The 14,544-nt window shown below is 32.2% G+C and carries 13 protein-coding genes and 1 other annotated feature (1 of these 14 cut by a window edge); of the genes, 10 read left to right on the top strand and 3 right to left on the bottom strand.

The window, feature by feature from the left end:
- Positions 1 to 186, top strand: a binding site (T-box leader) (it extends 72 nt beyond the left edge of the window).
- Between the two features lie 107 nt (positions 187 to 293).
- The 6 genes from N5B56_RS02430 to N5B56_RS02405 all read left to right on the top strand — a co-directional run bounded on the left by N5B56_RS02430 (position 294) and on the right by N5B56_RS02405 (position 6,048).
- A complete protein-coding gene (locus N5B56_RS02430; protein WP_118565577.1) occupies positions 294 to 1,310 on the top strand; it encodes an ABC transporter substrate-binding protein in 1,017 nt (338 codons plus the stop codon).
- Positions 1,311 to 1,322: 12 nt separating this feature from the next.
- A complete protein-coding gene (locus N5B56_RS02425) occupies positions 1,323 to 2,258 on the top strand; it encodes an ABC transporter permease (protein ID WP_260978312.1) in 936 nt (311 codons plus the stop codon).
- Positions 2,258 to 3,058, top strand: coding sequence for an ABC transporter ATP-binding protein (locus N5B56_RS02420; protein WP_260978311.1), 801 nt, complete (start codon positions 2,258 to 2,260; stop codon positions 3,056 to 3,058). The genes N5B56_RS02425 and N5B56_RS02420 overlap by 1 nt, the downstream gene beginning before the upstream one ends.
- 446 nt (positions 3,059 to 3,504) lie before the next feature.
- Positions 3,505 to 3,762, top strand: coding sequence for a heavy-metal-associated domain-containing protein (locus N5B56_RS02415; protein ID WP_260978310.1), 258 nt, complete (start codon positions 3,505 to 3,507; stop codon positions 3,760 to 3,762).
- Positions 3,763 to 4,084: 322 nt separating this feature from the next.
- Complete coding sequence (locus N5B56_RS02410; RefSeq protein ID WP_260978309.1) at positions 4,085 to 4,765, top strand: LytR/AlgR family response regulator transcription factor; 681 nt, start codon at positions 4,085 to 4,087, stop codon at positions 4,763 to 4,765.
- On the top strand, positions 4,765 to 6,048 hold the full coding sequence (locus tag N5B56_RS02405; protein WP_260978308.1) for a sensor histidine kinase: 1,284 nt from the start codon (positions 4,765 to 4,767) through the stop codon (positions 6,046 to 6,048). Before N5B56_RS02410 ends, N5B56_RS02405 begins: the two co-directional genes overlap by 1 nt.
- An 899-nt stretch (positions 6,049 to 6,947) precedes the next feature.
- Here N5B56_RS02405 and N5B56_RS02400 read toward each other — a convergent pair.
- A complete protein-coding gene (locus tag N5B56_RS02400) occupies positions 6,948 to 7,808 on the bottom strand; it encodes a patatin-like phospholipase family protein (protein WP_260978307.1) in 861 nt (286 codons plus the stop codon).
- A 346-nt stretch (positions 7,809 to 8,154) separates the two neighbouring features.
- Here N5B56_RS02400 and N5B56_RS02395 point away from each other — a divergent pair, with 346 nt between their 5' ends.
- Positions 8,155 to 8,397 (top strand): DUF3006 domain-containing protein, encoded by a 243-nt coding sequence (locus tag N5B56_RS02395; protein WP_260978306.1) that lies wholly within the window; start codon positions 8,155 to 8,157, stop codon positions 8,395 to 8,397.
- Between the two features lie 179 nt (positions 8,398 to 8,576).
- Here the strand turns inward: N5B56_RS02395 and N5B56_RS02390 are convergent, their stop codons facing one another.
- Complete coding sequence (locus tag N5B56_RS02390) at positions 8,577 to 10,016, bottom strand: TrkH family potassium uptake protein (RefSeq protein ID WP_260978305.1); 1,440 nt, start codon at positions 10,014 to 10,016, stop codon at positions 8,577 to 8,579.
- 9 nt (positions 10,017 to 10,025) lie between these two features.
- Positions 10,026 to 11,384, bottom strand: a complete 1,359-nt coding sequence (gene trkA, locus N5B56_RS02385) for a Trk system potassium transporter TrkA (RefSeq protein WP_022087924.1) — start codon at positions 11,382 to 11,384, stop codon at positions 10,026 to 10,028.
- Between the two features lie 454 nt (positions 11,385 to 11,838).
- On the opposite strand from trkA, the gene N5B56_RS02380 reads away from it, so the two are divergent.
- The 3 genes from N5B56_RS02380 to N5B56_RS02370 all read left to right on the top strand — a co-directional run bounded on the left by N5B56_RS02380 (position 11,839) and on the right by N5B56_RS02370 (position 14,475).
- Positions 11,839 to 12,201, top strand: a complete 363-nt coding sequence (locus N5B56_RS02380) for an ArsR/SmtB family transcription factor (RefSeq protein ID WP_022087925.1) — start codon at positions 11,839 to 11,841, stop codon at positions 12,199 to 12,201.
- 55 nt (positions 12,202 to 12,256) lie between these two features.
- Positions 12,257 to 12,475 carry a cation transporter gene (locus N5B56_RS02375; protein WP_260978304.1) on the top strand — a complete coding sequence of 73 codons (219 nt, stop codon included), beginning with the start codon at positions 12,257 to 12,259 and terminating at the stop codon, positions 12,473 to 12,475.
- A 134-nt stretch (positions 12,476 to 12,609) separates the two neighbouring features.
- Positions 12,610 to 14,475: a heavy metal translocating P-type ATPase gene (locus N5B56_RS02370; protein ID WP_260978303.1), complete on the top strand. Its 1,866-nt coding sequence runs from the start codon at positions 12,610 to 12,612 to the stop codon at positions 14,473 to 14,475.
- The last annotated feature ends 69 nt before the right edge of the window (positions 14,476 to 14,544 follow it).

The following is a 14,544-nucleotide window of genomic DNA, read 5'->3' as shown; positions in this document are numbered from 1 at the left end:
GAACGCAGCTCACATAAATGGACCGCAGAGGGCACAGAACAAAGCATTATATTTGTTAGTATTCTGTGACGTGAAGGCATACGTAAGTTGCACAGAGTATGATAGTACTCGTTGAGTGTGTAAGATATTTTTCTTACGAATCAAGGTGGCACCGCGGAATATTATTTTAGTATTTTCGTCCTTGATGATAACATTTTGTTAAGTGTTATTGTTAAGGATTTTTTTATGCAATAAATACTCTAGAGGTTATCCAGATTGTTAAAAAACTCAAAGTGAAGAAAAGGAGAAAAAAGATGAGAAAGATGAAGAAAGTTTTGAGCGTTTTATTAACAGTAGGAATGGTAGCAACAGCATTTACAGGATGCGGAGGAAACGGAAGCAACAGTTCAGGAAAGACTGATTCAAAGGACACTAATGGAGATGGAAAAGTAAAAGTTGGTGTAGTTTCAATGATTGAAAATGGAGCTTTTACAGATATGAGAGATGGTATTATTGATGAATTAAAAGCACAGGGATATGAGGATTCACAGATAGAATATAAATGTGCAGCAGGCGATTCAACAGCACTTACAACAATTGTGACAAATATGACAGATGGAACATATGATATGGTATTTACTATTGCCACACCTCCTACACAGGCTATGGTTAATACAGAAACAGATACACCTGTATTTTTCTGTGCTGTATCAGCACCTGTAGCAGCAGGAGTAATTACAGACATGGATAAACCGGATAAGAATGCAACAGGAACATCTAATGCAATTCCTGTATCAGACATTATTGATTTTGCTCAGTCAGTAACACCGGCAAAGAAGGTTGGTATCATTTATAGCGGAAATGAGGATAATGCAACAAACACAGCAAAGCAGTGTGAAGAATATTTAGACAAAACAAGTGTTGAATATGTTGAAAAAACAGCACCAACATCAAATGATGTAGAATCTGCAACAAATGCATTAGTAGCAGAAGGTGTAGATATGATATTTATTCCAAATGATTCAATTATTCAGGACGGAATTAGTACATTAACAGATATTTGCAAAGAAAAGAAAATTCCAACATATTGTTCATCAGCAACAACAGTTGTTTCAGGCTGTTTTGCAACATTAGCAATTGATGATAAGGGAATTGGTAAGAAAACAGTTGATATTGCAATGGACTATGTAAATGGAAAGAAAGTTGAAGATATTCCGGCACAGGTTGTAGGAATTGATTATTGCACAGTTAACAAAGCTACAATGGAAGTATTAGGAATTAGCGAAGATAACATTAAAACAGATTATGAAGTTAAGTTAATTGAGAACTAAAGAGGAACAAAGATGATTGAATTACAGTATTATATATCAAACATTCCGGATTGCTTGATCTATGGATTGTTGGCAATGGGAATATATATATCACTTAGAATATTAGATATACCTGATTTGACAACAGAAGGAAGTTTTGGATTCGGAGCAGTTATTTCAGTATTAGTTGCATTAAACGGACACCCTATTCTTGCATTATTTGCAGGAATTGTGGCAGGAGCAGTAGCAGGAGCAATTACAGGTTTATTGCAGACTAAGTTGCAGGTACATCCTGTACTTGCGGGAATAATAACAATGAGTGGATTGTACTCGATAAATCTTGTATGTTATTCCCTTACGGAAAAAGGTGTAACAACGAACTTAAGTTATAACAAGATTACTATATTTGAAAAAGTAAAAGAGATATTTGCAATTCGAGGACAATTTGAAACAAGTGTTGTAAAATCAGTAGTTAGTTTGATAATTGTAATCGTAGTTTTATCATTAATAATATGGTTCTTTAAGACACATATTGGACTTTGTATACGAGCTACAGGAGATAATCCTGATATGGTCAGAGCATCTTCAATTAATGTTGACAGAACAAAGATTATAGGACTTATGCTTGCAAATGCCTTAATAGGACTTGCAGGAGCAATGGCATCACAAAGTGTTGGATATGCAGATATAAATACAGCAAATGGAACACTTATATATGGCTTGGCTGCAGTTATTATAGGTGAAGCCGTATTTGGAAAAAGAGGAGCAACTATTGGAATGATTTCAGCAGTTGTAGGTTCAATTGTTTACAAAATAATTGTTGCATTTGTAATTAGAGAAAATTTATTTGGAGATTTGAGCAGTAATCTTATGAAATTTACATGTGCATTAATCGTAGCAATTACACTGGCGGTTCCTGCAATAAAACAGAAAATTGCAGAGACAAAACAGAGAAAGGCGGCGAAATAATGTTAGATATTCAGAATATTTCAAAGACATTTGAAAAAGGGACAGTAAATGAGCATGTAGCAATTAACAATATGAGCCTTAAGCTTGAGGATGGTGAGTTTGTAACGATTGTCGGTTCAAACGGAGCAGGAAAGAGTACGTTGTTCAATGCTATATGTGGAAGCTTTATGATTGACTCAGGACACATTTTACTTGATGGAAAAGATATAACTTATGACAGTGAACATTCAAGAGCTAAAGTTATTGGAAGAGTATTTCAGGATCCAATGAAAGGAACAGCTCCTAATATGACAATAGAAGAAAATCTTGCTTTAGCATATTCAAGAGCATCTAAGGGTTCAAATCCATTTGCAAGAGCAATTACTAAAAAGAAAGTTGAATTTTTCAGAGAAAATCTTGCACGTTATAATATGGGGATTGAAGACAGAATGAAAACAAAAATAGGTTTGCTTTCAGGAGGACAGAGACAGGTTGTAACACTGCTTATGTGTACTTTGTCAATTCCTAAATTATTACTGTTAGATGAACATACAGCAGCTCTTGATCCTGCAACGGCACAGAAGGTTATGGACATTACAAAGACAATTGTAAGTGAAAATAATATAACAACAATGATGATTACTCATAACATGAAGCAGTCATTAACAACAGGAACAAGAACGATTATGCTTGATTCAGGGGAAATACTTCTTGATTTGTCAGGAGATGAAAGAGACAACATGACAATGGAAGACATGATTAAGATGTATTCAATGAAGAAACAAAAAGAATTTGATAATGATAGGATATTGTTAAGCTAGCAATTTTTATATGTAAAATTTTCCATAAATTTTACATGGAATATATTTGAAATTGACTAAGCTTTGTTATTATACAATCACAGGCTTAAATAAGTCAGTTAAAAGCCTACAAGTTCATATTTTGATAGAAGACATCTTAATAACTCCGTGTCACTAATTAGTCTGGGAAACTAAATAGTGTTAAATAAGATGTCTAAAGTGAAATTACGTTGTAGTTTCATATTAAAAACACCTATATCAGGAAATGACTCATTTCTTTTTCATTCAAATATTATGCGGGTGCCGTATTGGATATGGCACCTTGCATAGGAAAAGGCATATTTGAAAGAAGAAGGTAGACAATAATAAGGATTATCTACATTTACTTGACAATATATAATCATAGCGATATAGTATGGAATGAAAAAAACTATACCCCTACAGGGTATGGAAATGGAGGCTTAATTATGTATAAAACAGTTGTGAAAGTAGATGGAATGATGTGTGGAATGTGTGAAAGTCATGTTAATGAAGCTGTAAGAAAAGCAGTACCATTAAAAAAAGTAACATCTTCTCACGGTAAGGGAATAACGGAAATTATTTCGGAGGACAAGATAGATGAAGATGCTGTAAAGAAAGCTATTGATGATACGGGATATAAAGTATTGTCGATAGAAACACAACCATATGAAAAAAAGAAGTTTTCATTATTTGGAAGAAAATAATAAATTAGAGATACCTGAAATTACACAAAAAAGTGTTTTTTTAGGTATTTTTTATAGAAACAACATATTTATATAAAGATTTTATTTTGATAGATTAAAAAAGTAGGGAAAAGTAATAAGTAATCGGAAAAGTCGATAAAAAACAGTTGAAGATATTTGTATTTATATTAAAATATATAGTAGGGTATTTTAATAAAATAATGATGGGTCGTAAGATGCAATTGGCATTGTTGTGTGTAATGTGTATGCATTATAGATAAGAAAAATAAAAATGATACAAACAGATAAAATATAGACGATTTTTATTTAGGAGAAATGAAATATGTTTATAGGAATATGTGACGACGATAATATAATGAGGGAAAGAATAGAGAGAGTATGTAAAGACGTCACGAAGAAATACAACGAAGAAACAATTATAAAAAAATATAAAGACGGACAGGAAATTACTGATCAGAACATAGATATTTTAATACTTGATATCGAAATGCCTATGGTCGGCGGTATTGCAGTAAAAGAAAGATTAGAGAATGCAAAGAGCAATACAGTAATTATTTTTGCAACCAGCCATGAAGAAATGATGGCACAGGCATTTGGAGTAAATGTTATAGGATTTGTTACAAAAAAATACATAGAAGATCAGTTGCCGGTAGTATTAGAGAGAGCTTTAAAAATAGTAAGAGGAACAGTTCTTATAGAAGGTATAGATAGCAGGAATATTGAATACATTAAATCAGAACATATTTATTGTAATTTATATCTTACGGACGGACAGGAATTTTTACTTAGAGAAAGCATGAAAGCGTTAGAGGATAGATTGGAAGCTGTTGGTTTTATAAAGATTTTCAGAGGCTGTCTGGTTAACATGGAGCAGGTGGAAGAAATGAAGAATGGTAAAGTGTATATGCATGGAGGCACGGTTCTTCAGATTAGTAGCAGATTAAAAGCGTCTGTCGAGAAAAAATACACAAGCTTCTGTATAGAGAATGCGAGGTTTTGCTGATGATTTATGGATTAAAGGTGTTAAGTACATTTTTAAGCTTCATTAAATACATAGTATTTCCAATTGGCATTATGGGATTTAATTTACGAAAGAGTAAATTAAAATATGCAATAATACCTATTTTAGGTTTGACGGCTGCTTATTTGTTTAATGTAAATAAGCCTACCGTAACGGCAGAAATTTTATTTCAGATAGTAATTCTTTTAGTGCTGTTTGATGAAAAAATACAGACTATTATAAGAGGATTCATTATAGAGTTTGTTTTAGTATCGCTTATAGATTTAATGGTTTGGCTGATACTGGTTGGAATTACTTCACTTGGAAATGATTATGCTGATTATGAACGAAAAATTTATATCTATGGTAATTGTATAGGAGTTATAGTAATTTTTATGGCAGCAATATTTTTGTATAAACGAAGAAAAGATATTGCTGAGGTAATAAGGAATATAAAGATTAAAGAACTTATTTTTGTTATCGCTGTAATGGGAACTTTAGGAATTGTAGTTGCATGTATTCAGGGTGCTTATTTAGGTGAAATGACATTGAGCATTCAAAGAATGGCAATGATTGTAGCAGTTATATTTTTAGTCATAATAATTGCAATGAGTGTTATGTTTGTGTATGTAGTAAACTCAAGAAAAATCTTAATGGAAATTAATGATTTGAATGAAGAGTGTATGAAATACCAAAAAAATTATTATGAGAGACTTATAACGGAAGATAGTGAATTAAGGGCTTTCAGGCATGATGTTAATAAGCATTATAATGCAATATCAGCATTGTTAAATGAAAATGATGTTGAGCAGGCAAGAGACTATGTAAATGAACTAATAAATAGAAAAGATGTACATTTTACGTATAAGACAGGAAATGTGGTTGCGGATTACATTATTAATGGCGAAGTACAGGCAATCAAACAGGAAAATGGTGATGATGTTAAAATTCAGATTCTTGGAAAATTCCCACAGTCAGTAGGAATAGAACAAACTGATTTATGTATTATTCTGGCAAATTCATTGGATAATGTTAAAGAGGCTTTTAGTCGATTTGAAGGAAAGAAAGAATTAGGAATAACAATTCAGAACCACAAAAAGAGAATAATTTTAAAAATAGAAAATACATCACAGCCGGTGGATGTGAAAAATATAAATACATCAAAGAAGGACAAAAAGAACCATGGATATGGTATTTCAAACATAAGGAGGGTAGTGGATAAATATAACGGCACAATGCAAATCAAATATGTTGATGGCAGATTTTTGTTAGAAATGCTAATTTAATTTTATTGAACGGGTCGTGAATATAAAGGTTAGCGGATAAAGTAAGTTAATGATTAATTAAAGATAGTAAGAAGGTTATGTAGAAGTAGATGTGTTAGTAAAGAAAATGATTAAGTTAAGAACAGAAAACTTACGCTCGTAACAGATTTTACTACGTTAAGAACAAAAAAACTGCGTTAAGAACATATGGATTGCAGTTAAAAGAAATATTAGATACAATTAAATTTAGAAAGAAACAAACAAGTAAGTTTGGAAGAGGTAAAAGATATGTTTATTGATACATGTGCAATGGATACAATTTGGAGAATAATTAAATTTTTCTTCAAATAGAATAAGTTTAACAGATACGATTTGAAAACATTAATTTCAATCGTCAACAAATAATTAACAATTAGAAGGTACACGTTGAGTGTAGCATTTGGAAATATATGTATTGGGACTAATAAGAGACAGGTTTTCCGTATGAGGTGTATACAAAATAATAATGTAATTGGGGAATTACAAGTGGAACGACCTGTTCACTAAAGAAGCCTTTCAAGTAGAAATAATCTATTTGAAAGGCTTTTCTTGTTATACGCAATGAGCCAAATACTTTCAGCTTTTTGCTTGCAAAAAAAGCTGAAAGTATTTGGCGAATGCATAATCACTGAGAAGAAGCGAAGCGGATTCGAAGTGATTACATGGCGAAGCCATGGGTATAACAAAAAAAGATAAAGAGTAAGAGTCGGCGAATGCATAATCACTGAGAAGAAGCGAAGCGGATTCGAAGTGATTACATGGCGAAGCCATGGGTATAACAAAAAAAGATAAAGAGTAAGAGTCGGCGAATGCATAATCACTGAGAAGAAGCGAAGCGGATTCGAAGTGTTATGAACGGCGAGGCCGTGCGTATAACAAAGTTATTTCAAAGCGTCTTTAATTTTAGGAATCATCTTTTTGCCGTAAACATATCCGGCTTTTATACAGTCATTAATCATATTAAAAGTTAAAAGACCGGCATTTTTATCAAGTGAAGGTTCAAGTAAAAGTCGTTCTCCCTGAGAAAGGCATGTTTTCAAATTGTAAGACATAATAGAAAAAGAATGAGAGAGAATTTCAGTAATAGAATTGTTGTGAGGAGTTTTATAATCTACACCAATGTCAACAGCAATAATTTTGTCAACGCCTGTGGACATTAAAAGATTTACCGGAAGGTTGTGGGTGACACCACCATCAACCAGGTAGTACTTGCTCATTTTGACAGGACGAAATATCCCGGGGACAGAGCAACTTGCGGTAATAATGTCACATAGTTTTCCGCTCTTTTTCCAAATGACGTTTTCGGTAGGATATTTTATTTCAGAATTAGTAAATGCAATTGTATTACCAGAAATTAAATCCACGGTAGGAATTATAAGGGGAGTAGTTAAGTCAGAAATATCTTTACCATCAGTATAAGAGCAAAGAAAGTTATTAAGTTTATGCCCTTTTAATAACCCCGTTAAATGCTGCTTGCGACAAGTTAAAAATTGAGGAAAAAATAAAAGCATTCCAATAATATCCGGGTCTAATATAGTAGTTGGGTGAGAAGTTAAAATCTGGGCAATTTTTTGCATAGTATCAATAGAAACATTTGCCGCATATAAACCGGCGATAATACTTCCGGCACTCGTTCCTGCGATTGAAGAGGGCAACATATTTTCTTCAGCGAGAGCCATTAAAATTCCGATGTGAGCACTTCCTCTTGCACCACCACCAGATAAAGCTAATCCGTAATCCATTTTAAATCCTTATACTAAGTATAAATTAAATATATGTTTAAAAAAGCAAAAAAGAACTGAAATGTAATGTTTATTATAATTTTTGAAAAGAGAAAAAATTTATATTATTAAAAGTAAAAATGCTAATAAACATATTGTTCCTGATTATGCCGTTCTTGAAAATGAATATAAAAAATAGTATACTTACTATAATTAATTGTAAAATGTCGAGATTTAATTTATGCAATAGTAATTTATTCTATAAGATATTTACAATTAATAGGTAAATTTATAGTATAGATGTTGCAAAACACAAAGGTAATTCTAATCATTGTGTTTTGAAATGCAGGAAGGGACGGACTAAAAAGTGAAGCTGATAATAATGAGATTTGAGGACGCAATGGTAGTTTGTGAAGACACGAATGGAAAAGAGTACGTTATTCAGAAAAAGAAGATTCCGGAAGAAGCAACAGAAGGAAATGTAATAAAGAAGGAAATAACGGGAAAATATTCTATGGACACAGATGAAGAATTTCTTAGAAAACATCGTATGGAAAAAATGAATGAAAAAGAAGAAAAAGTTATTGTTGAACCGTCGATATACAGTTGATAATAAAAACAGGCACTGCAAGTGAGCCGACTCTAAAAAGTTATAACTGGAATTTTAACTTTTTGGGGGTCTGTTCAGTATGTAGTGCCTGTTTTGTATAAGGATATTAAACGTAATACTTATACGTTCTATGAATGTTTAACTGCAAATTCAATTTATTTTAAAACATACATTTCGAACTATTGTCTTTTCCACGAAATTGGTGCAAAAAGCATTAACATAGGGAAAATTTCAAGTCGTCCGGCTAACATATCAAACATTAAAATAAATTTTGAAAAATCAGAAAATAGTCCAAAATTACGGGTAGGTCCAACAAGTTCTAATCCGGGACCAATATTATTTAATGTGGCAGCTACGGCTGTGAAATTAGTTGTGAAGTCTAAATTATCAATGCCGATAAGTAAAATTGAAAATGCCAAAATAAATATGTATGCAACCATAAAAATATTTGTTAAACGTACTGTTTCATGTTCAATAGGTCGTTTGTCCATAGTTATTTTTTTGACTCCGCGAGGATGAACAATAGTAAATAATTCTTTTTTTAATGTTTTGATTAATATTAAAAGTCGTGAAACCTTAATACCACCACCTGTACTTCCGGCACAGGCACCCATAAACATTAGCATAATAAGAATTGTTTTGGATACTTGTGGCCATAAATCAAAATTTGTGGTCGAAAATCCTGTTGTAGTAATAATTGAACCAACCTGGAATGCCGCATGTTTTAATGCTTCACCTATAGTTGGGAAAAAACTACGAATATTAAAAGTAATAATTCCTATAGTTGCAAAAATTACTAAAAGGTAAGCTTTTAATTCTTCAGAATGTAGTGCCTGTTTAAATTTTTTACATAAAATAAGATAGTATATATTAAAGTTTAAACCAAATAATATCATAAAAACAGTTACTATAATCTGAATCGATGAGTTATATCCGGTTATACTGTCATTTTTTATTCCAAATCCACCTGTACCGGCAGTACCAAAAGATGTAGTTAAAGCATCAAATAACGGCATACCTGATATAAGAAGAAGTAGTACTTCAATAAAAGTCATAACAGTATATATCCCATATAAAATCATTGCAGTATTTCTAACTTTTGGTACAAGTTTTTCAACAGAAGGTCCGGGACTCTCTGCTTTCATAAGATACATTCGCTGTCCACCACGCATTGGGAGAATCGCAAGTATAAAAACCAGAACTCCCATACCACCAATCCAATGCGTAAAGCATCTCCACATATTATTACAATAGGATAAAGCTTCAACATCAGATAAAATACTTGCTCCTGTAGTTGTGAAACCGGAGATGGTTTCAAATAAGGCATCTACCATTGAAGGTATCTCTCCACTTATAACAAATGGAAGACAACCAAATATACTTAAAATTACCCAGCTTAATGAAACTGTTATGTAACCTTCTGTTGCATAAAATTCTGTATCTTTTGGTTTCTTGTGACTAAGAATAGTACCAATAATCAGACACATAGCAATGGTAATTACATAAGAGTATGCTGATTTTTCAGAATAAATTATGCCCACAATCAAAGGCAGACACATTAATATGCCTTCAAGTTTTAATACAATTCCTAAAATATATCGTATAATTGAATAATTCATGACTTTATGTTAATCCTCCAAAATATCCCTAGCGTCTTTTAAGCCTAAAAGAGTTGTAACTATAATCATTGAGTCACCAGGAGCAATTACATCATCTCCACCCGGAATAATTAATTTATCATCACGGGTTATACAACAAATTAATACACCCTTTTTTATATTAAGGTCTTTCAAAGGAACACCTGTCAGTTTTGATTTCTCGGCAATGTTAAATTCCAAAGCTTCAACCTTATCGTCACATAATCTATATAGAGTAACGATATTACTTCCAATGGCATTTTGCTTTGCACGTACATATTGTAAAATTCGTTCAGTACAAAGATTTTTAGGATAAATAACACTGTCTAAATTTAAATTATGAACCACTTCAGTTAACTGTGAACGATTTATTTTTGACACAACTTTAGTTTTTACTCTCTTTTGAGCAAATAAAGCAAGAAGTATATTTTCTTCATCATAATTAGTTAATGTAACTAATGCATCTGTCTGGTCTATTCGTTCTTCAATAAGAAGAGTATTGTCTGTTCCGTCACCGCAAATGATAGTAGCATTAGGTAGCATTTCACACAATTCCTGGCAACGTGCAGGGTCATGTTCGATTATTTTTACTGAAATCTTTAACTTCAAAAGCATTTGTGCTAAATATACAGCAATTTTTCCACCACCAACAATCATCGCATTTTTAACTTCGTGAGTATGGAAATTAATAAAATGGAAGAAGTCAATGGTTGTCTGTCTAGAAGACATCATTGATACAACATCTCCTGATTTTAAAACAAAATCACCTGTTGGGATTGTTACTTCATTATCCCTTTCAATAGCACATATAAGAACACCTGCAAATATACGGGATGATAAATCTTTTATATGTACATTATCAAGAACAGAATCCTTAGGAATTCTAAAACGAATCATTTCAGCTCGTCCTTTTGAAAATAGATCAACATCAATTGCATTTGGAAAACACAAAATACGTGAAATTTCAGTTGCTGAAATAAATTCAGGATTAATAATCATGGATAATCCTAATTCTTCCTGAAGAAAATGACGTTCTTTGTTATATATAGGATTTCTGACTCTGGCAATTGTGTTACAGTTGCTTCCTTTTTTTGCAATCATGCAGCATAAAAGATTTACTTCGTCAGACTTAGTTACAGCGATTAATAAATCAGCATATTCAAGACCGGCTTCCTGTAAAACGCTATAACTTGCACCGTTACCGATAATTCCCATAACATCATAAGTGTCAGCTAACTTGTGAACAACATTTCCATCAATGTCAACAACGCAGATACTATTATCCTCTTTGCTCAACTGTGCAGCCAGATTTTTTCCAACTTTACCACAGCCAACTATGATTATATTCATTTTCCGTACCAAACCTTGTAAAAACAAGACACAAATCAAAGATTAGACAATGACTTGTATTTAAAATCCTTTCTTAATATTAGTTTAAAACTATCAACAAAAATGTTTAAACTTAATACAAGAAACCTATAATTAGTTTGAATAATTATAAGTTCCTTGCGTCAAAGATTATAACATAGTTAGATTGGAAAGTATAGGATATTAGATAAACAAAAAAATCGACAATTACATAAACAAAAAAGAAATAAAACAGAAGTACAGATAAATTGCAACGAAATAAAATCCGAATAAGAAGATAGTGAGAAAAGCAAATAAAAAGATAAAACTATAGAATAAAAATAAATATAAAATAAATACAAAATAAAAATAGAAAACATATTGACATATGACAATAATAAATATATTATAAACATATGAACAATTATTCATATGTTTGGAGAAAGGTGGAATTAAAATGATAAATCACAATGTAGAATGTTGCGATGAATGTAAGACTCATGAAGACTTGTTGAAAATCGTTAATGATAATATGCCTGATGAGGATGAATTATATGATTTGGCAGAGTTATTTAAAGTATTTGGAGATTCTACAAGAATACGTATACTTTTTGTATTATTTGAATCTGAAGTATGTGTATGTGATTTGGCAGAAACTTTGAACATGACTCAGTCAGCCGTATCTCATCAGTTGAGAATTTTAAAGCAGGCTAAACTTATTAAGAATAGAAGAGAAGGTAAATCAATTTTCTATTCACTTGCAGATGGTCATGTGAGAACGATAATTTCCCAGGGAATTGAACATATAGAAGAAAAATAAATATATTAGAGATTAGAAAGTCAGTACTAAAGCATTAGTGGAAAGGATGTTAATTATGAAGAAGAAATTTAAATTACAGGATTTGGATTGTGCAAATTGTGCAGCAAAGATGGAAGATTTAATTAAGAAAATTGATGGAGTAAATGATGCATCTGTAAGCTTTATGACACAGAAGATGATGGTTGATGCAGACGATGCAAGATTTGATGACATTATGAAAGAAGTAGTAAAGGTTTGTGCAAAGGTAGAACCTGACTGCAAGATTTTATTATAATTGTCCATAATTATAAAGCCGGCAGATTTTCAATGCATAAGTCAAAGAAAGTTACCGGCTTTATAAATAGAAATTAGAAAAGACAGTTTTTGATTATACATCCGTAAAATAAATACGGAAGAATGGAGCATGTTATGAGTGAAAAGCAAAAAAAGATGTTAGGACGAATAATAGCCACATTAATTTTGTTTGTAATTCTTCTTGTATTAGAAAAAACAGGAAAGTTTGATGATATAAATAAATGGATATTATTTGTTATTTATCTTGTACCATACATTATTATTGGATATGACATTGTGTTTAAGGCATTTAGAAATATAAGTCATGGACAGGTGTTTGATGAAAACTTTTTGATGATGATTGCTACATTTGGTGCATTTGGAGTTGGTGAATATTCAGAAGCAGTAGCAGTTATGCTGTTTTATCAGGTTGGTGAATTATTTCAGGCATATGCTGTTGGTAAATCAAGAAAGTCAATTTCAGACATGATGGATATTTGCCCGGAATATGCAAATATTGAAACTGAAAACGGATTAGAACAGGTTGACCCGGATGATGTAGAGGTAGGAAGTATTATAGTAATTAAACCGGGAGAAAAAGTACCACTTGACGGAGTTGTTATTGAAGGAGAGTCATTTGTTGACACTGCAGCCTTAACAGGGGAATCTGTTCCAAGAAAGGTTAGCGTAGGCGATGAAATTATAAGTGGATGTGTTAACGGAAGTACTACCTTAAAAGTAAAAACTACAAAGGAATTTGATGATTCTACAGTAGCTAAGATTCTTGAGTTAGTAGAAAATGCAAGTAGTAAGAAAGCTCGAGTTGAAAACTTTATTACAAGATTTGCAAAGTATTATACACCTGTAGTTACTATTGGTGCAGTTGCTTTGGCAATAATACCGCCTTTGTTTTGTGGTGGACAGTGGGGGGATTGGATTCAGAGGGCTTGTATATTCCTTGTAATCTCATGTCCATGTGCTTTAGTTATATCAGTTCCGTTGGGATTTTTCGGTGGAATTGGAGCTGCTTCTAGAATTGGAATACTTGTAAAGGGAAGCAATTATTTAGAAGCATTGGCAGAAATGTCAACAATAGTATTTGACAAGACAGGAACTCTAACTAAAGGTGAGTTTAAAGTATCAGGGATAAATGCAGTCGGATGTAGTGAAAAGGAATTGTTGGAAGTAGCAGCATATAGTGAATCGTATTCGACACATCCTATTGCTGAGTCTATTAAAAATGCATATGGAGAAAAAATAGATACATCAAAACTTCAGAATGTTGAAGAAATTGCAGGGCATGGAATACATGCACAGTTTGCAGGAAAAGATGTTTTTGTTGGCAATGAAAAACTGATGAATAAACAAAACATTTCCTATGAAAAATGTGATGCAATTGGGACAATAATTTATGTAGCGATTGATGGCAAATTTGCAGGCTCACTAGTAATTTCTGATGAAATAAAAGAGGGCACTAAAGAAGCTATTGCTGATATGAAACATGTTGGTGTTAAAAAGACAGTAATGCTTAGCGGAGACCAGAAGGAAATAGTTGAGAAGGTGGCAAATGAACTTGGAATTGATGAATATCATGCACAATTGTTGCCGGCAGACAAAGTAGACCGTGTAGAAAAACTTCTTGAACAAAAGAACGAAAAGGATAAAGTAGCATTTGTTGGTGATGGAATTAACGATGCTCCTGTACTCACAAGAGCTGACATAGGTATTGCAATGGGAAGTATGGGAAGTGATGCGGCAATTGAAGCAGCGGACGTTGTATTAATGGATGATGATGTTACAAAAATTGCTTCAGTTGTAAAAATATCAGGAAAAACACTCTCGATTGTAAAACAAAACATTGTATTTGCATTAGGAGTTAAAGCGTTAGTACTTATATTAGGAGCTTTTGGCGTTGCAAATATGTGGGAAGCAGTATTTGCAGACGTTGGAGTATCAGTAATAGCAATACTTAACTCAATGCGAACATTGAAAGAAGAATAGATGAATAAAATGAAAAACATGGCCAGTTTAAAATTGACCATGTTTTTTGAGTTTAAAGATAATATATAA

The sequence above is a fragment of the Eubacterium album genome (genome assembly GCF_025336545.1).
Classification (GTDB): Bacteria; Bacillota; Clostridia; order Lachnospirales; family Lachnospiraceae; genus Eubacterium_U; species Eubacterium_U album.
Note: the sequence above shows the minus strand (reverse complement) of the source record. Positions and strands in the feature narration are given on the sequence as shown.

Coding starts and splice junctions, on each gene's coding strand:
- N5B56_RS02430 (WP_118565577.1), top strand. CDS start 294: ATGAGAAAGATGAAGAAAGTTTTGAGCGTTTTATTAACAGTAGGAATG.
- N5B56_RS02425 (WP_260978312.1), top strand. CDS start 1,323: ATGATTGAATTACAGTATTATATATCAAACATTCCGGATTGCTTGATC.
- N5B56_RS02420 (WP_260978311.1), top strand. CDS start 2,258: ATGTTAGATATTCAGAATATTTCAAAGACATTTGAAAAAGGGACAGTA.
- N5B56_RS02415 (WP_260978310.1), top strand. CDS start 3,505: ATGTATAAAACAGTTGTGAAAGTAGATGGAATGATGTGTGGAATGTGT.
- N5B56_RS02410 (WP_260978309.1), top strand. CDS start 4,085: ATGTTTATAGGAATATGTGACGACGATAATATAATGAGGGAAAGAATA.
- N5B56_RS02405 (WP_260978308.1), top strand. CDS start 4,765: ATGATTTATGGATTAAAGGTGTTAAGTACATTTTTAAGCTTCATTAAA.
- N5B56_RS02400 (WP_260978307.1), bottom strand. CDS start 7,808: ATGGATTACGGATTAGCTTTATCTGGTGGTGGTGCAAGAGGAAGTGCT.
- N5B56_RS02390 (WP_260978305.1), bottom strand. CDS start 10,016: ATGAATTATTCAATTATACGATATATTTTAGGAATTGTATTAAAACTT.
- trkA (WP_022087924.1), bottom strand. CDS start 11,384: ATGAATATAATCATAGTTGGCTGTGGTAAAGTTGGAAAAAATCTGGCT.
- N5B56_RS02380 (WP_022087925.1), top strand. CDS start 11,839: ATGATAAATCACAATGTAGAATGTTGCGATGAATGTAAGACTCATGAA.
- N5B56_RS02375 (WP_260978304.1), top strand. CDS start 12,257: ATGAAGAAGAAATTTAAATTACAGGATTTGGATTGTGCAAATTGTGCA.
- N5B56_RS02370 (WP_260978303.1), top strand. CDS start 12,610: ATGAGTGAAAAGCAAAAAAAGATGTTAGGACGAATAATAGCCACATTA.